This is a genomic window from Lentzea californiensis, from assembly GCF_024648825.1.
GTDB classification, from domain to species: domain Bacteria; phylum Actinomycetota; class Actinomycetes; order Mycobacteriales; family Pseudonocardiaceae; genus Lentzea; species Lentzea californiensis.
The window spans coordinates 540,848-562,918 of the sequence record NZ_JANBBE010000003.1 but is presented as its reverse complement, the minus strand read 5'-3'; the positions used below and the strand labels follow the sequence as shown (position 1 = coordinate 562,918).

General features: G+C 70.7%; 22 protein-coding genes. 7 read left to right on the top strand and 15 right to left on the bottom strand.

Features of this window, described 5'->3' with window-relative positions; all coding sequences use genetic code 11:
* Positions 1 to 4 precede the first annotated feature (4 nt).
* Genes cysK through LX88_RS16695 form a run of 3 tightly spaced genes read right to left on the bottom strand, consistent with a single transcriptional unit; the run spans position 5 to position 2,545 of the window.
* Entirely contained in the window at positions 5 to 976 is a 972-nt protein-coding gene (gene cysK / locus LX88_RS16705; RefSeq protein ID WP_258948693.1) for a cysteine synthase A, read from the bottom strand.
* Positions 977 to 998: 22 nt separating this feature from the next.
* A complete protein-coding gene (epsC, locus tag LX88_RS16700) occupies positions 999 to 1,640 on the bottom strand; it encodes a serine O-acetyltransferase EpsC (RefSeq protein WP_245982469.1) in 642 nt (213 codons plus the stop codon).
* Positions 1,637 to 2,545: a DMT family transporter gene (locus tag LX88_RS16695; protein WP_258948692.1), complete on the bottom strand. Its 909-nt coding sequence runs from the start codon at positions 2,543 to 2,545 to the stop codon at positions 1,637 to 1,639. Before LX88_RS16695 ends, epsC begins: the two co-directional genes overlap by 4 nt.
* A gap of 149 nt (positions 2,546 to 2,694) precedes the next feature.
* Between LX88_RS16695 and LX88_RS16690 the strand changes: the two genes are divergently transcribed.
* Positions 2,695 to 3,576 (top strand): hypothetical protein, encoded by an 882-nt coding sequence (locus LX88_RS16690; protein ID WP_258948691.1) that lies wholly within the window; start codon positions 2,695 to 2,697, stop codon positions 3,574 to 3,576.
* Here LX88_RS16690 and LX88_RS16685 read toward each other — a convergent pair.
* Positions 3,563 to 3,988, bottom strand: a complete 426-nt coding sequence (locus tag LX88_RS16685; protein ID WP_258948690.1) for a MarR family winged helix-turn-helix transcriptional regulator — start codon at positions 3,986 to 3,988, stop codon at positions 3,563 to 3,565. The genes LX88_RS16690 and LX88_RS16685 overlap by 14 nt on opposite strands.
* Before the next feature lie 76 nt (positions 3,989 to 4,064).
* On the opposite strand from LX88_RS16685, the gene LX88_RS16680 reads away from it, so the two are divergent.
* On the top strand, positions 4,065 to 4,580 hold the full coding sequence (locus LX88_RS16680; RefSeq protein ID WP_258948689.1) for a hypothetical protein: 516 nt from the start codon (positions 4,065 to 4,067) through the stop codon (positions 4,578 to 4,580).
* Between the two features lie 138 nt (positions 4,581 to 4,718).
* On the opposite strand, the gene LX88_RS16675 is transcribed toward LX88_RS16680, so the two are convergent.
* Positions 4,719 to 5,747, bottom strand: a complete 1,029-nt coding sequence (locus tag LX88_RS16675) for an AraC family transcriptional regulator (protein WP_258948688.1) — start codon at positions 5,745 to 5,747, stop codon at positions 4,719 to 4,721.
* 71 nt (positions 5,748 to 5,818) lie between these two features.
* Here LX88_RS16675 and LX88_RS16670 point away from each other — a divergent pair, with 71 nt between their 5' ends.
* The 4 genes from LX88_RS16670 to LX88_RS16655 are packed head-to-tail and all read left to right on the top strand — an operon-like array spanning position 5,819 to position 10,427.
* Positions 5,819 to 7,261, top strand: coding sequence for a flavin-containing monooxygenase (locus LX88_RS16670; protein WP_258948687.1), 1,443 nt, complete (start codon positions 5,819 to 5,821; stop codon positions 7,259 to 7,261).
* Between the two features lie 3 nt (positions 7,262 to 7,264).
* Positions 7,265 to 8,914, top strand: a complete 1,650-nt coding sequence (locus LX88_RS16665) for a GMC oxidoreductase (protein WP_258948686.1) — start codon at positions 7,265 to 7,267, stop codon at positions 8,912 to 8,914.
* Positions 8,904 to 9,521, top strand: coding sequence for an acetoacetate decarboxylase family protein (locus LX88_RS16660; protein WP_258948685.1), 618 nt, complete (start codon positions 8,904 to 8,906; stop codon positions 9,519 to 9,521). The genes LX88_RS16665 and LX88_RS16660 overlap by 11 nt, the downstream gene beginning before the upstream one ends.
* A gap of 21 nt (positions 9,522 to 9,542) precedes the next feature.
* On the top strand, positions 9,543 to 10,427 hold the full coding sequence (locus LX88_RS16655) for an alpha/beta hydrolase family protein (RefSeq protein ID WP_258948684.1): 885 nt from the start codon (positions 9,543 to 9,545) through the stop codon (positions 10,425 to 10,427).
* A 3-nt stretch (positions 10,428 to 10,430) separates the two neighbouring features.
* Here the strand turns inward: LX88_RS16655 and LX88_RS16650 are convergent, their stop codons facing one another.
* Entirely contained in the window at positions 10,431 to 11,276 is an 846-nt protein-coding gene (locus LX88_RS16650) for a LysR family transcriptional regulator (protein ID WP_258948683.1), read from the bottom strand.
* A gap of 88 nt (positions 11,277 to 11,364) precedes the next feature.
* Here LX88_RS16650 and LX88_RS16645 point away from each other — a divergent pair, with 88 nt between their 5' ends.
* Entirely contained in the window at positions 11,365 to 12,081 is a 717-nt protein-coding gene (locus LX88_RS16645; RefSeq protein ID WP_258948682.1) for an SDR family oxidoreductase, read from the top strand.
* A gap of 7 nt (positions 12,082 to 12,088) precedes the next feature.
* Here LX88_RS16645 and LX88_RS16640 read toward each other — a convergent pair whose 3' ends face one another.
* The 9 genes from LX88_RS16640 to gntD (LX88_RS16600) form a co-directional block, all read right to left on the bottom strand.
* Positions 12,089 to 12,496: a YkvA family protein gene (locus tag LX88_RS16640; RefSeq protein WP_258948681.1), complete on the bottom strand. Its 408-nt coding sequence runs from the start codon at positions 12,494 to 12,496 to the stop codon at positions 12,089 to 12,091.
* Positions 12,493 to 13,155: a potassium channel family protein gene (locus tag LX88_RS16635; protein ID WP_258948680.1), complete on the bottom strand. Its 663-nt coding sequence runs from the start codon at positions 13,153 to 13,155 to the stop codon at positions 12,493 to 12,495. Before LX88_RS16635 ends, LX88_RS16640 begins: the two co-directional genes overlap by 4 nt.
* Positions 13,145 to 14,470: a TrkH family potassium uptake protein gene (locus LX88_RS16630; RefSeq protein WP_258948679.1), complete on the bottom strand. Its 1,326-nt coding sequence runs from the start codon at positions 14,468 to 14,470 to the stop codon at positions 13,145 to 13,147. Before LX88_RS16630 ends, LX88_RS16635 begins: the two co-directional genes overlap by 11 nt.
* A gap of 544 nt (positions 14,471 to 15,014) precedes the next feature.
* The gene (locus tag LX88_RS16625) at positions 15,015 to 15,245 is read right to left on the bottom strand and encodes an MbtH family protein (protein WP_090064109.1); all 231 of its coding nucleotides are present in this window, start codon (positions 15,243 to 15,245) and stop codon (positions 15,015 to 15,017) included.
* A gap of 13 nt (positions 15,246 to 15,258) precedes the next feature.
* On the bottom strand, positions 15,259 to 16,287 hold the full coding sequence (gene gntD / locus LX88_RS16620) for a guanitoxin biosynthesis L-enduracididine beta-hydroxylase GntD (protein WP_258948678.1): 1,029 nt from the start codon (positions 16,285 to 16,287) through the stop codon (positions 15,259 to 15,261).
* Positions 16,274 to 17,392 (bottom strand): capreomycidine synthase, encoded by a 1,119-nt coding sequence (vioD, locus tag LX88_RS16615; RefSeq protein ID WP_258948677.1) that lies wholly within the window; start codon positions 17,390 to 17,392, stop codon positions 16,274 to 16,276. Before vioD ends, gntD (LX88_RS16620) begins: the two co-directional genes overlap by 14 nt.
* 14 nt (positions 17,393 to 17,406) lie before the next feature.
* Positions 17,407 to 19,191, bottom strand: coding sequence for an ABC transporter ATP-binding protein (locus LX88_RS16610; RefSeq protein WP_258948676.1), 1,785 nt, complete (start codon positions 19,189 to 19,191; stop codon positions 17,407 to 17,409).
* Positions 19,184 to 21,034 carry an ABC transporter ATP-binding protein gene (locus tag LX88_RS16605; RefSeq protein ID WP_258948675.1) on the bottom strand — a complete coding sequence of 617 codons (1,851 nt, stop codon included), beginning with the start codon at positions 21,032 to 21,034 and terminating at the stop codon, positions 19,184 to 19,186. The genes LX88_RS16610 and LX88_RS16605 overlap by 8 nt, the downstream gene beginning before the upstream one ends.
* Positions 21,035 to 21,048: 14 nt before the next feature.
* The gene (gene gntD, locus LX88_RS16600; RefSeq protein ID WP_258948674.1) at positions 21,049 to 22,059 is read right to left on the bottom strand and encodes a guanitoxin biosynthesis L-enduracididine beta-hydroxylase GntD; all 1,011 of its coding nucleotides are present in this window, start codon (positions 22,057 to 22,059) and stop codon (positions 21,049 to 21,051) included.
* Between the last annotated feature and the right edge of the window lie 12 nt (positions 22,060 to 22,071).

Sequence of the window (22,071 nt, the reverse complement as noted above, 5' to 3'; positions counted from 1 at the left end):
CTGTTCACTCCTCGTTGCTGGCGATGTCGTCCTGGTTGAACCACGAGAGGTAACGCTCGCCCGTGTCCGGGAACACGGTGATCAAGTTCTTGCCCGCGTACTCGGGCCGTGCGGCCAGCACGCGGCAGGCGTGCGCCGCCGCGCCGGAGGAGACGCCGACCAGCAGTCCCGCCGTCCTGGCCAGTTCCCGCGCCGTGGCGTAAGCGTCCTCATTGGACACCGCCAGGACCTCGTCGATCAGGTCGACGTCGGTCGTCGCCGCGACGAAACCGCCGTTGAGACCGGGGATGCGGTGCAGGCCGCCCCATCCCTGGCTGAGCACCGGTGATCCCTCGGGCTCCACGGCGACCACGCGGATGGCGGGGTTGCGCTCCTTCAGGTACTTCGCGGTGCCGCTGAGCGTTCCGCCGGTACCCACACCGCAGACGAAGACGTCCACCTCGCCGTCGGTGTCGTTCCAGATCTCCGGGCCGGTGGTGGCGTGGTGCGCCGCCACGTTGTCGGGGTTCTCGTGCTGGCAGGCGAACCACGAGCCCGGCCGTTCGCGGTAGATCTCCTCGGCCTTGGCGATCGCCGCGACGTAGCCCTCCTGGTACGGGGTCAGCACGATCTCCGCCCCGAACGCCCGCAACAGCTGGATGCGCTCGCTGGTCGCGCTGTCCGGCAGCACGATCACGCACCGGTAGCCGCGCGCGGCGGCGATCGCCGCCATGGAGATGCCGGTGTTGCCGGACGTCGCCTCGACGATGGTGCCCGAGCCCCTGGTGAGCTGCCCGCGTTCCTCCGCGCCGTTGATCATGTAGAGCGCGGCGCGGTCCTTCACGCTGGACAGCGGGTTGGCCATTTCCAGCTTGGCGTAGAGGTTCGCGGTCGTCACGCCGAGGTCGAGCTTCACGGTGGGCGTGCCGCCGATCAGGTCCACGAGCGACTCGGCGGGTGGTCGTTTGGTGAGCGGCTGACTGAGCCGGACGTTCACGAGCTCTCCGATCGGTTCGGTGTCACCAGCTGGGGAACACGGCCGCACCCTTGTGCTTCTGCCCCGCGACCACGACGGACTGGCGAGTCCTGGCCGCCTTCGCGACGCTGCGGCTCGACTTCAGGTTCGGGATGGAGAACGGCGCCAGCACCCGGGAGTCCGCGGGCACGTCCCGGATGACGAGCGCCTGGGCGCCCACCACGGAGTCGTGGCCGACGGTGACCGGGCCGAGGATCGTCGCGTTGGCGCCGACGACGACCCGGTCGCCGAGCTTCGGGTGCCGCCGCGAGCCCTCCGGCCGCTGGTTGTCGTGCCACCAGCCGACCGCGCCGAGCGTCACCTGGTGGAAGATCGTGACGTCCTCCCCGATGACGACGGTCTCCCCGATCACCACGCCCGCGCCGTGGTCGATGAAGAAACCACGGCCGATCGTCGCGCCGGGGTGGATCTCGATCCCCCCGGTCAGCAGCCTCGCGACGACCATCACCAGCCGGGCGCCGCGCCGATGTCCCCGCAGGTGCAACCAGTGCGACACGCGGTGGCCCCAGATCGCGATGACCGTCGGGTGCAGCAACGCCTCGCTGCGCGACAGGATCGACGGGTCGCGGTCCATGACCATGTCCAGGTCGGCGGTGATCACGCGGAGCAGCGCCCTCGCGTTCACCGGACCGCTCCCGCGGTTTCCTTCTCCTTGCGCAGCTGCCCCATCCTGTTCTCCGCGTAGGCCACGCCGACGAGCACGACCAGGCCACCGGCCAGGAGGTTCCACGTCACGTGTTCACCGAGGAACAGCACGCTGACGAGCACCGCGAACACCGGCACCACGTAGTTCACCGCGGAGGCCGTCGTGGCACCGACGTCACCGATGAGGCGGAAGTAGAGCACGTAGGCCAGGCCGGTGCTGAAGAGCCCGAGCAGCACGATGCTCAGCGTCACCGGACCGGTGAAGTCGGGCGTCCGCCAGGCCAGGAACGGCGTGACGACCGCCTGCAGCACGGCCGCCGACACGAGCTGCGACGCGGCCAGCGACAACGGGGCCAGGCCGAGCGGCGACAGGTACTTCCGCACGTACACGAAGCCGATCGCGTAGCTGACGGCCGCGCCGAAGCAGGCCAGCCGTCCGCTGAGCGAGCCCAGCGACTCGTGCCACGGGCCGATCAGCAGCACCACGCCGACGAAGCCCAGTGCCAGGCCGACGGCCTTGCGGGAGGTCGCCCGCTCGGTCGGCAGCGCGGCCGTGGCGAGTGCCAGCGTCAGCAGCGGGGTGGCGCCGATCAGGACGCCCGCGATGCCGGCGCCGGTGCTCTTCTCGCCGTAGGACAACAACAGGAACGGGATGACGTTGCCGAACAGGCCGGCGGCCGCGATGTGGCCCCAGACCTGGACGGACCTCGGGAGGGCGACCTTGCGGATGGCCGCGATCGAGAGGAGCACGGCCGCGCCCAGGATGAGTCTGCTCAGCACTAGCTGTCCCGGTGTCAACCCCTCGAGGGACACCTTGATGAACGTGAAGCTGCTTCCCCACAGCAGCGCCAGCAGCAGGAAGCGCGCGACGGATGCCTTGTCCATTGCTTCTCGATTCGGATCATCAGTCAGTAGTCGTTTGGACACTTCAGCAGAGGGGGCTCGGGGCGTACTAGAGCGAGCCGCACGCGGGGCAACCATTCGCGGCACCCGACTGGTAGTAGCAGTGACGGACACAGCGGAAAGGCCGTGGAGTGCTGCATTCACCTGAGGGGTTCGAGGAGTTCGTGGCGGTCGCGTCGCCAAGGCTGCTGCGAACGGCTTTCCTGCTGACACGGGACATCGGGCACGCGGAGGACCTCGCCGGCATCGTCTTCGCACTGCTCCCCCGCATCGTGCAGCCCGAACCCGCCGTGCCGCCACGCAGCCTGCCGGAGTACCAGGACGGCGCCCGGCTCGTCGCCCAGGCCTGGGCTGACCTCCCCTCGACCAGCACCACCCTGCGTTTCGTGCCGAAGTCGCTGGACCTCGTGCTGTTCACCCACTGCGAGACCGGACGGGACGGCGGCCTGCTCCTCATCACCCTGGTCGTCAACGGCCACCCTTACACCGAACGCAACGGGTGTGGCGGCTCGCGCAGGGTGAGGGACTGGGGTGCTTTCGGCATCGTGGTGGGGCAGCCGTCCGTCATCACGCTGACCGTGGAACCCCAGCGCACGACGGCCAAGGGCACGTTCGCCGTCGCCATCGGTGAGGAGGTACCGGTGAGCGAGTACTCGTTCCCCCCGCGCCCGCAGACGCTGGAGACGTTCCCCGCCATCCAGCCGGAGCCGGCGATCGTGCTGCGGCCCGACCAGGCGGCTCCGGCTGCGCAGAGGGAGTTCACGATCGAATGGCCGGGCATCAACATGATGGAGCTGCGGTCGAACACACCCGGAAGGATCCGGGTGCTCGTCGACGACGTCGTCGTCCTGGACTTCTCGCACTGGTCCTACAGCGTGTTCACCACATGGGTGCAGCCCTCCGACTGGGAGAAGATCGACGGGCTCGATCTCGCGAAGGGGCAGGCCGTCAAGATCACCGTCATCCCCGAGCGCGTCACGGGCGACTGGGACGTGACGCTCACCCCTCGGTGAGGATCCGCGTCTGCTCGCGCAGCACGCCGATCGTGTTCGCCACCCAGTCGGCGATCACCGCCTGCTCGGCGGGTGTGTAGCGATCGGTCAGCTCCGCCATCGCCTTGGCGAGCCCCGCGAAGGTGTCTCCGAACGCGCCGGGGACCGCCGTGATCACCAGCCGGCGGCGGTCCTCCAGGTCCGGCTCGCGGCGGGCCAGTCCTGCCCGCACGAGGCGGTCGACCACGCCTGTGACCGCGCCGGGCGTCAGGCCGATCTCCCTGGCCAGTTCCCCCGCGGACACCGACCCGGCGCCCATGATCACGGCCAGCGCGCGCTGGTCGACGGCCGTCACCCCGAGGCTCGCCCCCACGGCCTCGTGGAACGCGACCACGGCGGTGCTGAGCTCACGTCCGGCATCTCGACCTTCCACACCGCCACTTTACCGCAATGGATATTTCAGTATGCTGAACTAAATTGTTCAGTCGAATGAAGTATCAGGGGGAACCGTGAGTGAATTCAGGCTGGCGCTGGAGGTGCCGGGGTGGACCTGGTGGTGCTACACGCGTCATCTGGGGCTGGTGGTGGGGCTGTCCTCGGTCGCCTCGGTCCAGCGGCTGGTCACCGTGAACTGGACGCAGGACATCGACCCCGTGGTCGCGACGGCCTCCGAGGTCGTCGTGCTCGCCGCCCGCATCGCACTGGTGGTGCTCGTGTGGAGGATCGCCGTGGCCGGGCGGACGTTCCGCTGGGGCGCCGGGCGTGAGTTCGCGCGCCGGCACTGGCGCAGCCTGGTGTGGCAGGTCGTCTTCCTCGGGGTGGCGTTCGCGGTGTTCGAGGTGCTGGCCGAACACGTCGTGTCCGCGCTGCTGCCCCCGTCGGCCCGGCAGACCTATCTGGCCGTGCTGTTGTTCCTCAAGAACCCGACGATCATCGCGCTGACGTTCCTCTGGTGGATCGGCATCGTCCGGCAGACGTTCACCGAGGCGTCGGCGCGCCCTGTTGGAAGTGAATTGCCCGGCTGACGGCCCAAGCTCTCGTGCCATGTTGGTCGGCCGGGATGGCGAACGGACCCAGCATCATCACCTCGACGCAGGTCAACATCTCCTTCGGCGCCTGCTACGGCTGATCGGCCGCGCGGTGACCCGGCTTGCGGGACCGGGTCACCGCCGCAGCCGGCCGTACCTGCTGGGGGTCACGCCGAACCAGCGGCGGAACGCGTGGATGAAGCTCGCGGCCTCGGCGAAACCGAGCCGTTCGGCGACGGCCTCGACCGACAGGTCGCCGTCGGTGAGCATCCGGACGGCCCGTTTCGCGCGGACCTCGTCGAGCAGCGCCTGGTAGCTCGTCCCGGACGTGGTCAGGCGGCGGCGCAACGTGCGCGGACTGACGCCCAGCGCCCGTGCCACCGAAGGCATGCTCTCCTCGAACCTCACCGAGGACTCGAGCAGGCGGCGCACCTCCTGGGCGACCCCCGGACTTTCCCTGCGGCGCGCGGCGAGGGTCCGGCACTGCTCCTCGCACAACGCCGTGGTCTCCGGGCTGGCCAGCCGCAGCGCCTCGGCCAGCACCGAAACGTCCACAATAGACTGGTCGGCGCCCGCTCCGAAGCGTGGCCGGACACCGAAGACCTCCTCGTGCTCGCGGACGTCCCCAGGTTCGGCGTGGGCGAAGTCGACGCCCAGGACCGGCACGGCACCGGTCAGCAGCTCCCCCACGACGGTGTGGATCGCGGCGAGGTCGCGTTCGACGAGGAACGACGCCACCCCGTCCGGCAGCGCGCCGCCGTCGAGCGCCAGCACGAGCCGGTCGCCGTCGATCTCGGCGGTGGGGGCGGTGAACGCGAAGCTGAGGTCGAGGTAGCGCAGGGCGGTGGTGATCGCGTCCTGCAGGGTGGCCGCGCTGAGGAACGCGTAGCCCAGCACGCCGAACGTGGTGGCGTGATACCGGCGTCCGACGGCGATGCCCGCGTGCGGCAGCAGACCGGCGAGGTTGCGCACGACCGCGAGCTCCTGACGGGCCTCGATCTCGGCGACCGGGTCGGTGAGCAGCGCGGCGTCGATCTCGCTGCCGTCGAGCAGGCTGCCCACCGTTAGGCCGTGCTCGGCGCCGAAGCGCAGCAGGAGTGCGACGCTCGCGACGCCGCGGGGGAAGTCCCAGTGCCGGACGACCGGCTCGGCCAACGACCTCATGGCCGCGATTGTCAACTGCGCGGCCGGTGTTGTCCTGGTGCGAACGGGTGGTTGTTCCTAGCGTCGACCACGTGAGAGCACAACCCGAGGTGGTCGTCATCGGTGCCGGGTTCGGCGGGCTGGGTGTCGCGTTGTCGTTGCACAGAGCCGGGTTCGACCGGTTCACGGTGCTGGAGCGGGCGAGTGGGGCCGGCGGCGTCTGGCGGGACAACACCTATCCCGGCGCGGCCTGCGACGTCCCGTCCTCGCTCTACTCGTACTCCTTCGCCCCCAGCACCTCGTGGCCACGCCGGTACTCGGCCCAGCCGGACATCCTGCGCTACCTCCGCACCACGGCCGCCCCGGTGCGCGACCGCATCAGGTTCGGCGCCGAGGTGGTGGCGGCGTCGTTCGACGAGACGCGCGACCGGTGGCGGGTCGAGCTGGCGGACGGCGGCACCGTCGAGGCCGACGTGCTGGTCTGTGCAGTGGGACAGCTCAGCACGCCGTCGGTCCCGGCGCTGCCCGGCCTCGACCGGTTCACCGGGGAGGTCTTCCACAGCGCCGCGTGGCGGCACGACGCCGACCTGCGCGGACGCCAGGTGGCCGTGGTGGGTACGGGTGCGAGCGCGGCCCAGTTCGTGCCGGAGATCGCGCCGGTCACGGGCCACCTGACGGTGTTCCAGCGGTCGGCCCCGCACGTGTTGCCGAAGCCCGACGCCCGGCTGACCGGCCGCTCGCACCCGTCGAGGTTGCGTGCCGCGCGCGGCGGGGTGTGGCTCGCGGGCGAGGCGCTGACCGGGCTGCTCAACGCCGGGCGGCTCTCCCGCGCGCTCGTCGCGGCCGTCGCCGCCGCGCACCGCCGGGTCCAGGTCCGCGACCCCGCGTTGAGGGCGGCACTACGGCCCACCACGCAGCCGGGGTGCAAGCGGGTGCTGTTCAGCAACGACTGGTACCGCACCCTGAGCAGGCCGGACGTTGACGTGGTCACCGAGGCGATCACCGAGGTCACCGAGCACGGCTTGCGCACCGCCGACGGCCGCGACCACCCCGCGGACGTGCTGATCTGGGGCACCGGGTTCACGGTGTCCGGCTTCGGACTTCCCCTGCGGATCGCCGGGCGGAACGGTCACGACCTCGCCGAGGCGTGGGCCGGTCGTCCGCGCGCCCACCTGGGCCTGACCGTCCCCGGCTTCCCGAACCTCTTCCTGGTCTACGGCCCGAACACCAACCTCGGGGGCAACTCGGTGGTCACCATGATCGAGGCGCAGTGCCGGTACGTGGTGTCCGCCGTACGCCACCTCGCGGAGACCGGAGCGGTGCTGGAGGTGCGGCGCGACGTCGCGGAGGCCTTCGACCGCGAGATGACCGCCCGGCTGGCCAAGGGCGTGTGGAGCACGTGCTCGTCGTGGTACCGCACCGCCGACGGGGCGATCACGACCAACTGGCCGGGGGGAACGCGGGAGTACCTGCGCCGCACCGCACGGCTGCGGACGGCGGACTTCGAACCCGCCCGCACCGCCGTGGAGGTGTGAGCCGTGGACTACGACGTGCTGGTCGTCGGATCGGGGTTCGGCGGCGCGGTGACCGCGTTGCGGCTGACGGAGAAGGGCTACCGGGTCGGCGTCCTGGAGGCGGGGCGGCGCTTCGCGGACCACGACCTGCCCGAGACGTCCTGGCAGGTGCGCGACTACCTGTTCGCCCCGTCCCTCGGCTGCACGGGCATCCAGCGGATCACCGCGCTGCGTGACGTGGCCGTGCTCAGCGGAGCGGGTGTCGGCGGCGGGTCCCTGGTGTACGCCAACACCTTGTACCGGCCGCCGGCGTCCTTCTTCCGCGACTCCCGCTGGGGGCACATCACCGACTGGGAGGACGAGCTCGCCCCGCACTACGACCAGGCGTCCCGGATGCTCGGCGTGACCGGCAACCCGTGCCGCACCACCGGTGACCGGCTCCTGCGCGACGTGGCGGTCGACCTCGGCGTCGAACCCACCTTCCGGCCCTCCCAGGTCGGAGTCCACTTCGGACCCGGCGGCACGGACCCCTACTTCGGCGGCGCCGGACCGAAGCGGGACACCTGCGTCGGCTGCGGCTCGTGCATGACCGGCTGCCGTCACAACGCGAAGAACACGCTGCCGAAGAACTACCTCCACCTCGCCGAACGGGCGGGCGCGCAGGTGTGGCCACTGACCACCGTCGTCGACGTGCGGCCGCATCTGAGCGGGTACAAGGTGGTGGCGCGACGCACCGGAGGACGGGCGACCCGTGCGTTCACCAGCTCTCAGGTCGTGTTCGCCGCGGCGTCACTCGGCACGCAACGGCTGCTCCACCGCATCCGCGACCGAGGTGGCCTGCCCGGTCTCTCGCCACGGCTCGGGTTCCTGTGCCGCACCAACTCCGAGGCAGTGGTGGCCGTGCGGACGCCCGGCGGCCGGGTGGACCACTCCCGCGGGCTCGCGATCACGTCGTCCATCCACCCGGACGCCGACACGCACGTCGAGGTGGTCCGGTACGGCAGGGGCAGCAACCTGATGGGGCTGCTCATGACGACGCTGGTCGACGGCGGTCCCGCGCGGTTGCGCCGCGGCCTCGCCCAGCTCCTCCGCGAACGCGGCTCGGTGCTGCGGATGCACACGCCCCGCGCGTGGTCGGAGGAGACGATCGCCCTGCTGGTCATGCAAAGTCTCGACAACTCGCTCACCACCGTGACCCGGCGCGGCCGGATGACCACGACGCAGGGCGAGGGCGCTCCGAACCCGTCCTGGATCCCCGCCGGGCACGACGTGGCGCGCCGCCTCGCGGCCAAGGCGGGCGGGGTGGCCCGGGGAGCGTGGACGGACCTGGCGGACATCCCGCTGACCGGGCACCTCATCGGCGGCTGCGTGATCGGCGACTCCCCCTCGACGGGCGTGGTCGACCCGTACCACCGGGTGCACGGCTGTCCCGGCCTGCACGTCGTCGACGGGTCGGCGATCCCGGCGAACCTCGGCGTGAACCCGGCGCTGACCATCACCGCGCTCGCGGAGCGGGCCATGTCGTTGTGGCCCAACAAGGGCGAGCCGGACCCGCGCCCGGAGCCGGGCACCGCATACTTGCGCCTGAACGCCGTGGCACCGCGCAGTCCGGCGGTCCCGGACGGCGCGCCCGCCGCGTTGCGTCACGACGTGGAGGTGCACGATGCCGAGTGAGTGGCCCGCCGAGCCGTGGGACCTGCACGGACGGGGCTGGCTCACCCTGTGGACGGCACCACGTTCGGCCGTGCCCCTGCCACCGCCGGACGTGGTGCCGTTGAGCCTGTTCGGCCGGGTGCTGGTGGTGTCGGCGTTCGTCGACTACCAGCCGCCGGGTGTGCTGGCCTACCACGAGGTGATGGCCGCGGTCCTGGTGCGCCGGAAGGCCCGTCCCGGCCTGTCCATTCTGGACATCCTGGTTGACGACAGCACCTCTCAACAGGGTGCGCGGGCGCTGTGGGGAATCCCGAAGCTGCTGGCGGGCTTCACCTTCTCCACCGAGCCGCACCTCGACGCGACGGCTCACGACGACGGCGGCGTCATCGCCGCCGCCACCGAGACCCGCAGGTCCTCGCGAGCTCTTCCCGTCCGGCTGACCACTTCGGTCTGGCAGACCCTGCACGGCAGAACACATCGCACCGCACTTCACACGTCCGCTCGAATCAGCCTCACCCGCCTGCGCTGGCGAATCACGCCGGACGGCGAACTCGGCTGGCTCAAAGCGGCGCGGCCACGCCTGCACCTGGCCGTCTCCACCCTGCACATGCGATTCGGATCTCCCTGACGATCTCATGAGGAGAAGCTCATGCGCGTTCTCGCGATCACGCTCGCCCTGGTGGCCTCCACCGTGGCCACGCCGGCGTCAGCCGCGCCACCGGACTACGGCCTGCCCGGCACGTACCCGGTGGCGTACAGCGATGTCACGGCCGTGGCGGGCGGCAGGTCCGTCCCGGCGCGGGTGCACTACCCCGCGACGACCTCCGGCGTGAACCAGCCGGTCGCCACGGGCAGGTTCCCCGCGATCGCCTTCGGGCACGGCTTCTTCCAGGTCACCTCGAAGTACACCAGCACGAGCACGCACCTCGCCTCGTGGGGCTTCGTCGTGGTGGTGCCCACGACCCAGGGCGGTCTGAGCCCCAGCCACAGCGCCTTCGCCGACGACCTCAACACCTGGCTCGTCGCCCAGGACGGCACGGCGGGTTCCCGTTTCCGGGAGCACGTCACCACCACGGCGCTGGGTGTCTCGGGGCACTCCATGGGCGGAGGCGCCGCCGTTCTCGCGGCCGCGCGCAACCCGAAGATCACGGCGGTCTCGACCTACGCCGCGGCGGAGACGAACCCCTCCGCGAAGGCGGCGGCCGCCACGCTGCGGGCGCCGGCGCAGTTCCTCGCCGGATCGCAGGACACGATCACCCCGGTCGGTGAGCACCAGCGGCCGATGTTCGCGGCCAAGCCACCGTCGAAGCAGCTCCGCACCATCACCGGCGGCTTCCACTGCGGCTTCATGGATTCCTCGGGGTTGTTCTGCGACAACGGTTCGATCACCAGGGCCGCTCAGCTCGTCGCGGCGAAACGAGTGCTCACGTCGTGGTTCCGCCACTACCTCGCCGGGGACGCGGCTGCCCGTGACCTCGTCTGGGGCACGCCCGCCCGCACCGACTCGGCGGTGACCTTCGAGGGAACGGAGTGACCGTCACGGCCAGAGCGCTGTCGCCGTGCGGACGAACGACGCCAGGGCCTGCGACCGGGTGCTCGGTTGCCACGCGAGCACCGTGGTGACGTCGGGAGCGTCGAGGACGGGCACGGCGACGTGCTCCGGCCACTGCCAGGCGCGGCTGGAGGCGGGGATGACGAGCAGCGTCCTGCCGAGCGCCACGAGCTGAGCGAGCTTCGACTGCGTGCGCACCTCCGGGCCGGGTCCGTCCGGATAGGACCCGTCGAGCCGCGGCCACCGGGCGATCGGCAGACCCGGCACGTCGCGGACCTCCTCGAACGTGAGCCGGTCACGTGCCGCGAGGGGGTGCGCCGCGGGAAGGATCGCGACCTGGCCCTCCGTGAGCAGGTCCTCGGTGTCGAACCCGTCGAGGTCGTCGAACGGCCGGTGCATGAGCGCCACGTCGGCACTCCCGTCGCGCAGCAGCCCCGCCTGCTCGCCGACCTCGCACAGCAGCACCTCGACCGGCGTCTCGGCCTCGACCGCGCCGAGCAGCCGTTGCAGCAGTTCGTGGGACGCCCCCGCCTTGGTCACCAACACCAGTGGCCGGCGGGGGTCTCCCGCTCGGCGCGTCCGGCGCGCGGCCGCCGCGACCGCGTCGAGCGCCGGACGGGCCTCGTGCAGCAGCACCCGGCCCGCGTCGGTGAGTGCCACGCCCCGGCGGTCGCGGTCGAGGAGCCGGACGCCGAGCCGGTGCTCCAGCTGCCGGATCGCGCGGGACAGCGGCGGCTGGGCGATCCCGAGCCGTTCGGCGGCGCGACCGAAGTGCAGCTCCTCCGCGACTGCGACGAAGTAGCGGAGTTCGCGGGTCTCGAGATCGGGCACGCACTTCAGCGTACTGATACCCGTGGAGTATCACAGGGTGCTGAATCGATCTTGGACAGCACGTCTCCCTGCGCCGAGCATTGATCACGTGAGCAACGAGAAGACCGCGCTGATCACCGGCGCGAACAAGGGAATCGGTTTCGCCATCGCCCAGGGTCTCGGGGCGATCGGGTTCACGGTGGCGGTGGGAGCACGGGACGACGGCCGGCGGGCGGAGGCCGTCGAACGCCTGCGCGCCAACGGCATCGACGCGTTCGGGGTCGCGCTCGACGTCACCTCCGACGACAGCGCCGCCGCCGCGGCGAAGACCGTCGAGCAGACGACGGGCCGGCTCGACGTGCTCGTCAACAACGCGGGCATCGCCGGACGCACCGACGGCGGCGCCCAGAACGCGTCCACATTGGACTTGGACGTCCTCCGCACCGTCCTGGACACCAACGTGTTCGGCGTCGTGCGCGTGACGAATGCGATGTTGCCGCTGCTGCGTCAAGCGGAGTCACCGCGCATCGTCAACCTGTCGAGCAACATGGGGTCGCTGGCGCTGCAGACCGGGCCGCCGCTCGCCGCCTACGCACCGTCGAAGTCGATGCTCAACAGCATCACCGCGCAGTACGCCCGCGAACTCGCGGACACGAACGTCATCGTGAACGCCGCCTGCCCCGGCTACGTCGCCACCGACTTCACCGGCTTCGCCGCGCCGCGCACGGCGGAGCAGGGTGCCGCGATCGTCCTCCGGCTCGCCACCCTGCCGGACGACGGGCCGCGTGGCGGCTTCTTCGACGACGAGGGCGTCGTTCCCTGGTGATCCCCGGTCACAACCCGGCGAGGCGGACGACCGCGGCGAACCCGTCGTCGGTGCCCGGCCAGTGCGCGCGGACCGCGTCGATGCCCGCGCGCCGGACCACTCCGCGCAGCACGGCTGTGACGATGATGGCGTCGTCGGCGTACCCGAGCACCGGGATGAAGTCGGGGATCAGGTCGATCGGCACGGCGAGGTAGACCATCAGCAACCAGAGCCGGACCCGGACCCCACGCGGCAGCGACCTGTCCGCGGCGAGCCTGCGCACCAGGCGCAGCACGTCGGGCAGCAGGCGCAACGCCTCCCGCAGCAGGCCTCCGCGCGGGCGGACGACCACCAGCGCGACGATCAGCGCCACCCAGGTCAGCACCAGTGCGGCCGTCACGCCGATCAGCAGGTCCCACCAGGAGGAACCGGTCACTTCCGGCCCACGAGGCGCTCCACGTCGGCGACCTTCCCGGCGAGGATCAGCACGTCACCGCTCTCGACCACGGTCTCCGCGGTCGCGTAGGTGAAGCCCTGCCCCGGACGCTTCACGCCCACCACGGTCACGCCGTACTTGGCCCGCAGCTTGCTCGTGCCGAGCGGCTTGCCGATCGCCTCCTCCGGCGGCCGGGCCTTGATCATCGCGTAGTCGTCCTCGATCTCGATGTAGTCGAGCACGCGGCCGGCCACGACGTGCGCGACGCGTTCGCCCATCTCGTGTTCGGGCAGCACGACGTGGTGGGCGCCGATGCGTTCGAGGATGCGACCGTGTTCGTGGCTGATGGCCTTGGCGAAGATGTCGGGAATGCCGAAGTCGACCAGTACGGCGGTGGTCAGGATGCTGGCTTCGAGGTTGTTGCCGATGCCGACGACCGCGCGCTGGAACTCGTCGACTCCCAGCTGGCGCATGACCTCGGCGTCGGTGGTGTCGGCGACGACGGCGTGGGTGACGTCGTCGGCGTAGCGCTGGACCAGCTTCGAGTCCGAGTCGATCGCCATGACCTCGGTGCCCAGGCTGATCAGTTCGAGCGCGACCGACCTGCCGAAGCGGCCCAGTCCGAGCACGACGACGCGGGACGGGTGCTTATCCGACAATGGGTCGCTCCTCGGGTAGTTCGTAGCGCCGGCGGCGTTCCCGCAGCGCCAGGGACGAGACCAGGGTGATCGGCCCGACCCTGCCGATGAACATGAGCACGATGATGACGAACTGCCCGGCCGGGGACAGCTGGGGTGTGATGCCGGTGGACATGCCGACGCCGCCGAACGCCGCCGTGGTCTCGACCAGCACGGCGTCGAGGCGGAACGAGGTGGTGGCGAGCAGGACGAGCGTCGCGACCATCACCACGCCCACGCCGAGCAGCGCGACCGTGACCGCCTGGCGCTGCACCTCCGCGCTCAGCCGGCGGCCCATGACGTGCACGCTGGGCTCGGCGCGGACCTCGGCCAGCAGCACGAACGCGAGCAGCGCGAACGTCGTGACCTTGATGCCGCCCGTGGTGCCCGCACTGCCGCCGCCGACGAACATCAGCACGTCGTACACGAGCAAGGTGGCGGGTTGCAGCTGGGCCACGTCGATGGTGTTGAACCCGGACGAGCCGGGCATGACGCCGTGGAACAGTCCGATCAGGAGCTTGTCGCCGACGCCGTACGGCCCGAGAGTGCCCGAGCGGGCCCATTCCACGACGAGCACGACCAGCATGCCGAACGCCATCAGCCCTAGGTACACGGGCACGGTGATCTTGGTGTGCAGCGACCACCGCTTGCGGCGCCGGCGGAGCAACTCGAACAGCACGGGGAAACCCAGACCGCCCATCACCGAGAGCGCCGCGATCGGCAGGCACACCCACGGATCGGTCGCGTACCGCATGAGGCTGTCGGGGTAGAGCGCCAGACCGACGCTGTTGAACGACGAGATCGAGTGGAACACCCCGGAGTACAGGGCCTGCCCGAACGACTCGCCGTAGCCGAGCCAGAACCGCAGGGCCAGCACGACCGCGCCGATCGCCTCCACCACCAGGCTGATCGTGACCACCCCGGCCACGACCCTGCGGACCTGGCCGAGGTTCAGCGTGTTGGTCTCGGTCTTCACCGTGAGCTGCATCTGCAGGTTCAGCCGGTGCGAGACCAACAACGCCAGCACCGACGCGAGCGTCATGATGCCGAAGCCGCCGATCTGCCACAGCACCAGCAGCAGGACCTCGCCGAACACCGACCAGTGCGAACCGGTGTCGACCACGGCCAGCCCCGTGCCGGTGATGCCGGAGACCGCCGTGAACAACGCCTGCATGAACCCGGTGGTCCGGCCCGGCTCGGCGGCGACCGGCAGCATGAGCAGCACCGTGCCGGCCGCGGTGGCCGCCAGCAAGGCGAGTACGACGAGGCGGGCGGGGTGCCGCCACCCGGTGATCACCGCGACAGCCTAGAACGTCCTCTCCGGACACGTCGGGAGACTCCCGAACGTGGCGGGCGCGACCCCTCCGCCCTCCCGGCCACTCCGGGCGGCACGCGGGGACCCCGCGTGCCCTCCTACCGCACGAAAGCTCCCCGCGTGCGGTCAGCGAACATGAAACGCGCCCACGTCAGAGAGTCCTGCCGTTTCGGTCAGTGTTGATCTTTATGAGGGGAGCTTTACTCAACCTCAGGTTTATGAAAGCTCCCCTCATAAAGATCAACTAGGCTGCAGTGCCTCCGAAATCGTCCAACCCGGACACGAGGGGACGCTCCCGGACATGCCTCGCGTATCTCAGGCACAGGCACGCCGAGCACAGCCTGGCCGGGGATCCGGCGGGGCACGGCCACACGCTCAAACGCGGGGGCACAGCCATGGCGCGTACCCCGGAGACAGCGTCACCGGGGTACGCCGGACATGCCCGCACACCGAGGCACACCGGGCACCCCAGGCGGGTCACGTCGGGCGCGGCCTCACCGGAGTCCGGCGAGGCCGCGCCGTCCCGTCACCTCCCGGCGGCCTGCCGGTCCAGCTGGTCCCGGACGCTGCGCGGCCGCATGTCCGTCCAGTGCTGGTTCACGTAGTCGAGGCAGGCCTGCCTGGTGTCCTCGCCGTGGGCGACGGTCCAGCCGTCGGGAACGGTGGCCAGCGTGGCCGGCCAGAGGGCGTGCTGGCCCTCGTCGTTGACGACCACGAAGAAGCGGCCGTCCTCATCGTCGAAAGGGCTCGTGCGCATGGGATTTTCCTGACTAGTAGATGGTGCGGTCGTCGGCACTGCGGCGGTGGGCACGCGACTTGCGGAGGTCGCGGGCGATGTTCAGACGGGTCAGCCAGCGGTCGGTGCCGTCGAAACGGGCCGTGAACGGCTCACGGCCGTGCGTGCCGCGGTAGTTGTCGAGGAACAGGACCTCGCCGGGCTTCAGGGCGTAGCCCGCGATGTTCGCGTCGATCGCCTTGACGATCGTGTCCAGCGCGGCGGCCGCCTCGGGGTCGGAGGCCGGGACCTCCATGAAGTACGGGTCGAGGCGCAGGTACGGGTTCTCCTGCGGGCCGAACAGCACCGCGATGGGCTCCGGGTTCGCGTCCAGGCCGGTGATCCACTCGTAGCTGCGGTCGCGCAGGCGGCGCAGCTGCTCGTCGCCGTCGTTCTGGCGGTTCTCGGCGAGGTGCGAGCGGTCCGGGCGGATCGGGAAGCGCTCCTGGCGCAGCACCTCGACCACGTCGGCCGGCAGGTCGATGCCTTCCAGCGAGCCGTACGTGGTGTTGACGCCGTCGGGGTTGCGCAGGCACATGAGGCCCACGTAGTCCGTGCGCATCGGGTGGAACGCGTCCTCGATGTGCCACGTGAGCAGCTCCTCGCTGCCCGAGCCGAGCTGCTCGTACTGGTGTTCCTTGATGGGGAACACGTCGTGCAGCAGCCGGCCGTCCTGCTGGGTGGACCACGCGATCGGGTCGCCCAGCAGCGACGCGCAGAGGTAGAAGAACAGGTCCTCCGCCAGGGTCGGCCTGCCCTCGCCGCCGCAGTCCTTCCAGTGCGCCGGCGTGAGCCCGATGCGCTCGTCGTCGATCGGGTAACCGCCGATCACGCACAACGGGTGGGGCTCGGTGAGGCGGAACTCCAGCAGGCCGGCACGCAGGGCGCGCGGCAGTTCGTGGGCGATGATCGTGGCCTCGCGCACGAACGCGGGGTCCTCGACGGTGCGGTAGCGCTCGGCCAGCGAGGCCACGAGTGCGCCGGCCTCGGCGATGTCGGATGCGGACAGGTCAATTCTGAACACGGGCCTTCTCCCCTGCGAGTGCGAGCGTTTCGAGGCCTCGGGTGAACGAGGCGGTGGGGCCGCCGTAACCCAGCCGGACACGGGTCGGGTCCCCGAAGCACGACCCGGGGACGAGGAGCGTGCGGTGCTCCCTGGCCAGGTCGTGGCAGAAGCCGGTGGTGTCGGTGTGGCCGAGCAGCTGCGGGAAAGTGCTGGCGCTGCCCATCGGTTCCGGCAGGTCGATCAGGTCGGGGTGGTCGGCGGCCCACTGGCGCAGCAGGCCCAGGTTGCGGCGGGCCTGCTCCATGCGCGGGCCGACCAGCAGGCCGGCGTTGCGGGCGACGCGGGTGGCGAGCAGCTCGACCAACGGCGAAAGGTGCAACGTCATGCGGTCGCGCAGGTCGAGGGTGCCGCGCAGGACGTCCTCGGGCCCGATCGCCCAGCCGACGCGCAGACCCGGCAGGCCGTAGCCCTTCGACAGCGTGCCGATGGAGATGGCCTTGTCGTAGTCGTGCACCGGGTCGACGAGCGGCTCGCCCTCGATGACCATCTCGCGGAAGGCCTGGTCCCACACCAGGTACGCGCCCGCCTCCGCGCAGATGGCGACGAACTCGTCGCGCTGCTCCGGGGTGAGCGACGCGCCGGTCGGGTTGTGCGGGAAGTTCACGACGACGGCCTTGGCGCCGTCGACGACCGCGCGCAGGTCGTCCAGGTCCGGGCGGAAGCCGTTCTCCGGGCGCAACGGCCACACGCGCAGCTCGCACCCCATGGACCGGGCGATCGACGTGTGCGTGTGATAGGTCGGCTCGGTGACGACGATGGCGTCGCTCGGTTCGAGCAATGTGCTCAGCACGAGGTAGATCGCCTCGCTGCCGCCGTGCGTGACCATGACCTTGTCGGGGTCACCGGTCCCCCATTGCGCGGCGATCGCGGTGCGCACTTCCTCACTGCCGAACGACGTGCTGTCGCGGAACACGACGGCGTCGAGCTCGTCGCTCCCGATGCCGAGCAACGCGCGCAGCTCCGCGAGCGAGTAGTCCTCGACCCCGCTGCTGCCGATGTCGTCGTCCACCGCGAAGTAGTAGAGACGCATCCAGTCCTCGAGTGGCGCTGGTTCGAACTTCATAAGGGCGACTCCTTTCAGCGGTAGGCCGAGGACTGCAGGTCGTACAGCTCGGCGTAGAGGTCGGGGTGGGCCATGAGGTGTTCGTGACTGCCGATCTCGCGGATGCGGCCGCCGTCGAGGACGACGATCAGGTCGGCCATGCGCACGGTCGAGAAGCGGTGTGACACCAGAAGAGTCACCGTTCCCCGCTGCTTTCCCTCCCGGGCGGCCTCGGCGAAGCGCTCGAACAGCGCGTGCTCGGTCTGCGGGTCGAGCGCGGCGGTGGGCTCGTCGAAGACCGCGAGCAACGGGTCGGTGCGCAGCAGTCCGCGGGCGAGCGCCAGCTTCTGCCACTGGCCTCCCGACAGCTCGACGCCGCCTTCCCACGACCGGCCGAGCTGGGTGTCGAGGCCGCGCGGCAGACCGTCCACAACGGACGTCGCCCCGGCTCGGGCGAGAGCCCCGTGCAACGCGGCGTCGTCGTCGATCCGGCCGATGTCCGCCGCCCCGACGGTTTCGCGGGCCGCGAACTGCAGCTCGACGAAGTCCTGGAAGGCACCGGTGAGCCGGGTCCGCCACTCGGCACTGGGGATGGTGCGCAGGTCGACGCCGTCGACCTGGATCTCGCCGCCGTCCGGCTGGTAGAAGTCGCACAGCAGCTTGACGAGCGTCGACTTGCCGGCACCGTTCTCCCCCACCAGCGCGACCACGGACCCGGCCGGCAGGTGCAGGGACACGCCGTCGAGGACGGTCCGCTCGCTGGCCGGGTAGCGGTAGGTGACGTCGACGAGGTCGATGCCGTGGCTCAGCGACGCCGGCGGCGCGGCCGGCTCTTCCGTCCGCTTGACCTCGGACGCGGCGAACCGCTCGAGCCAGACGTAGCGCCGGGCCTGCTTGAGGCACCACAGGAAGTCGCCGCTGTAGCCCACGGAGGAGGCGACGACCGCGGCCATCTCGATGGTGAGCGCGACGACCAGGACGACGTCGCCGGGGGTGGCCCTGCCCTGGACCGCGAGCCAGACCACCAGTGCGATGGCACCGAAGAACCCCGCCGCGTTGATCACCGCGTCGATGCTCTTGAGCACGGCACCGCGCCAGGCGGCGGCGTTGCGCGTGCCGAGCACCTCGTCGGAGACCTGGTGGTGCCGGCGGACCAGTTCGCGGGTGAGCCCGAAGACGCGCAGCTCCTTGCCCGCACCGGCGGTCGTGCCGATGTCGAACAGGTGGCGGCGCAACCGCTCGGGTTCGCCGGTGTCCTCCTGGGCGTCGGCCGCGATGTCGTTGGCCCGGCTGGTGATCCACAACGAGATGAACGCCAGCAGCGCCAGCGAGATGAGCGCGGGGTGGACTTGAGCGAGCAGCAGCGCCGTCGCGCCGAAGCCGACGAACGCGCTGATCAGACCGGCCGTCGCGTTGGTCATCTCGGCGAGGCTCTCGCGCTCCTCGCGCAGCAGCTGGATCTGGTCGAGGTACTTCGGGTTCTCGTACGGGGCAAGGCTTCCGATCCCGCCGAGCAGGCGCATCAGCGTCCGGTCGGACAGCGCCTGGGTGCGTTCGAGGACCGCGAACACGCAGTGCGCGTTGTAGTACTGGGCCACGATGAGCAGCCCGGTGGCGGCGGCGATGCCGAACCCGGCGGTGAGCGCCGTGTCCAGGTCGCGATCGCGGGCGGCGTCGACGAGGGTGCCGGCGCTGTAAGCGATCAGGGGCCCGGTGAGCGCGAGCGCGATCTCCGTGAGGATCTGGAAGACCGCGTGCCAGCGCGCCGCGCGGAACCCGAAGCTGATGGTGGTGACGAAAGCCCGCCAGGTGTCATGCATCGGTGCCTCCTCCCGTCGGCTGGAAGCGCTCCGCCTGCAGGCGGAACAGGTGGGCGTAACGGCCGTCGCGATCGATCAGCTCGTCGTGGCCGCCGGCCTCGATGACACGGCCGTCGGACACGACCACGATCCGGTCCGCGCGCCGCACGGTGGAGAAGCGGTGCGAGATGATGATCGTGGTGAGCCCCTGGGTGAGGTCCAGGAACCGTTCGTACAGCTCGGCTTCCGCCCGCACGTCGAGTGCCGCCGCGGGCTCGTCGAGCACGAGGACCTTGGCGCCCGCCTCGACGGCGAACATCGCGCGGGCGAGTGCGACGCGCTGCCACTGCCCGCCGGACAGGTCGACGCCCTCGGTGTAGGTCTGCGACAGGACCGTGTCCCAGCCGTTCGGCAACGACTCGATCAGGTCGCCGATCCCGGCCCGTTCGGCGGCGCGGCGCAGCATGTCCTCGTCACCGGCGTGCTCGACGGCACCGAGTCCGATGTTGTCGCGCACCGGCAGGTGGTAGCGGGTGAAGTCCTGGAACAGCACCGCCACCCGCCTGCGCCACTCCCCGGGGTCGAGGCTCGCGAGGTCCGCGCCGTCGACGCTGATCTTGCCGCCGGTGGGTTCGTAGAAACCGGCGAGCAGCTTCACGAGCGACGTCTTGCCCGCGCCGTTGTCACCGACGATCGCCAGCGACTGCCCGGCGGGGATCACCAGGTCCAGTCCTGCCAGGACGTCGCGTTCGCCGCTGGGATATCGGAACGACACCCCTTCGTAGCGGATCTCCCGCGAGGGCACGTCCGCACCGACCGGAAGCCCGGTCTGCGGTGGCGCGCCGTCGGCGAGCCGCTTCTCCAGCGAGAGGAGCTTCGGCACGGTGACGGCGGCGTTGGACAGGTACAGGTGCTCGTCGCCGACCGCGTACTCGTTGGCGTTGGCCAGTGCCTCCACGAACACGGCCAGGGCGGCGAGCGTCAGGTCGCCCTGCACCGCCGCGTAGGCCAGCAGGCCGTAGGACAGCACGTTGATCACCAGGATCACGGACGCGGAGCCGATCACCATGCCCGGACGCGGGCGGCGCGCCTTGCGGATCGGGCCGATCCCCGCCTGCCACAACGTGTCGAACCGCGTGACGAGCCAGTCGAGGGCGCCCCAGAGGCGCACCTCCTTGGCCGGGCCCGGATCGAGCGCGAGGTCCCTGGCGTACTCGGCCTGGCGGAGCTGGGCGCTCTGTCCGAACCCCTCCTCGCCGACGCGCAGGTAGTCGCGCTGCATCCGGTAGACGATGATCGGCCAGATCACCAGCCACGCCAGGCCGAGCCACCAGTGGAACCAGGTGAGCACGGCCGCCGAGCCGATGGCCCGCAACCACGACGTGAGCACCTCGGGCAGCGCCTCGACGGTCTGGCCCGGACGGTGCGCGCTCATGCCGAGACCTCGCACGATGCGGACCTCGTCGAGCACGTCGGAGTCCTCGAGGTGAGCGATGCCCCTGGGCTTGCCCAGCGCGGTGAGGACGATCTCCTGCAGGTACCGGTCGAGGTCGCGGCCGAGCGTGGACACCGCCGCCCGCAGCAGCGGGGACGTCAGGCGCTCGAGGAGGATCGCGACCGCGACCGCGACCAGCAGGGTGCCCACCCGGCCGGTGGCGGCCGAGTCCGCACCGTCGCGCGCGGCGTCGGGGATGGCACCGATCAGCAGACCGGTGAGGACGGCGATCCCGATGGGCAGGACCGCGCCCACCACCACGCCGCCCGCCAGGAGCACCGTGCGCGGCCGGCTGACCCGTGGCAGGACCCGCAGGACGGCGAGGATGCCCTTGGCGGTGGGCGGGAGGCTGTGGAGCGGGTTCGGCATGACTTCCGTATCCGTCAGATGAGGCGGGCGGTCGCCGAGGCGCGCCGCTCGTGGGACTTGCGCAGGTCGGTCGTGATGCTGACCCGCTTGAGCCAGCGGTCCGTGCCGTCGTAACGGGCCTGGAACGCCTGCCTGCCGTGCGCGAGGCGGTGGTTGTTGATGATCAGGACGTCACCCGGCGTCAGTGCGACGTCCAGGCACGACGCCTCCAGGAGGTCGCTGACCGCCTGCAGTGCCTCGCGTGCGGCGGGGTCCGTGGGGGTCTCCATGAAGTACGGGTCGATGCGGATGTACGGGTGCTCGCGCGATCCATAAAGGACGGCGACGCGGTTGTCGTCGGCCTTCATCTCGGCGATCTCCGAGAACTCGGCATCGACGCCCTTGGTCTCGTTGTGCTTGGCCAGGTGCGAGTCGTCGGGCCGGATCAGGAAGTTCGGCTCGTGCAGCAGCTGGAGGTGCTTGGCGTCGAGCGACCGCAGGTCGGGCTCGGACACGATCGTCGCGACCTCGTCGGGGTTGCGCAGGCACTCCAGCAGCAGGTAGTCGGCGCGCCACGGGTGGAACGCGTCCTCGGTGTGCAGCGTGAGCGTGTCGGTGCTGCCGATCCCCATCTGCTCGGTCTCGAACCCCTGGATGGGGAAGATGTCGTGCACGAGCCGGGCGTCCTGCTGGGTCTTCCAGCCGAACGGCTCACCGAGCAGGGAGCCGTGCAGCAGCAGGAGGACCTCCTCGGCGAACTCCGGGGTCGGCGTGGGCCGGCCCCGCCAGTGCTGCGGCGTTGGGCCGATGCGCGCGTCGTCGATGTTGTGACCGCGGACCACCGCGTAGCCCAGCTCGTCCTCCAGCGCGAAGTCGCGCAGGAAGCGGCGCTGGCCCACGGGCAGCTCGGCGGCGAGCAGCGGCAGGTCGCGCAACAACTGCTCGTCCGCCGGGCCCGAGTACTCCTTGGCAATGCGCAGCGTCAGGTTCTCGGCCTCGGCGGCCTCTTCTGACGACAGGTTGTAGATCCGTTTCGGCGTGGACACGGACTGCTCCCT

Bases quoted from the DNA above. Each gene is read 5' to 3' on its own strand.
- LX88_RS16605 (WP_258948675.1), bottom strand. From the start codon at position 21,034: ATGCCGAACCCGCTCCACAGCCTCCCGCCCACCGCCAAGGGCATCCTC.
- LX88_RS16655 (WP_258948684.1), top strand. From the start codon at position 9,543: ATGCGCGTTCTCGCGATCACGCTCGCCCTGGTGGCCTCCACCGTGGCC.
- LX88_RS16695 (WP_258948692.1), bottom strand. From the start codon at position 2,545: ATGGACAAGGCATCCGTCGCGCGCTTCCTGCTGCTGGCGCTGCTGTGG.
- LX88_RS16675 (WP_258948688.1), bottom strand. From the start codon at position 5,747: ATGAGGTCGTTGGCCGAGCCGGTCGTCCGGCACTGGGACTTCCCCCGC.
- LX88_RS16610 (WP_258948676.1), bottom strand. From the start codon at position 19,191: ATGCATGACACCTGGCGGGCTTTCGTCACCACCATCAGCTTCGGGTTC.
- vioD (WP_258948677.1), bottom strand. From the start codon at position 17,392: ATGAAGTTCGAACCAGCGCCACTCGAGGACTGGATGCGTCTCTACTAC.
- LX88_RS16660 (WP_258948685.1), top strand. From the start codon at position 8,904: ATGCCGAGTGAGTGGCCCGCCGAGCCGTGGGACCTGCACGGACGGGGC.
- LX88_RS16625 (WP_090064109.1), bottom strand. From the start codon at position 15,245: ATGCGCACGAGCCCTTTCGACGATGAGGACGGCCGCTTCTTCGTGGTC.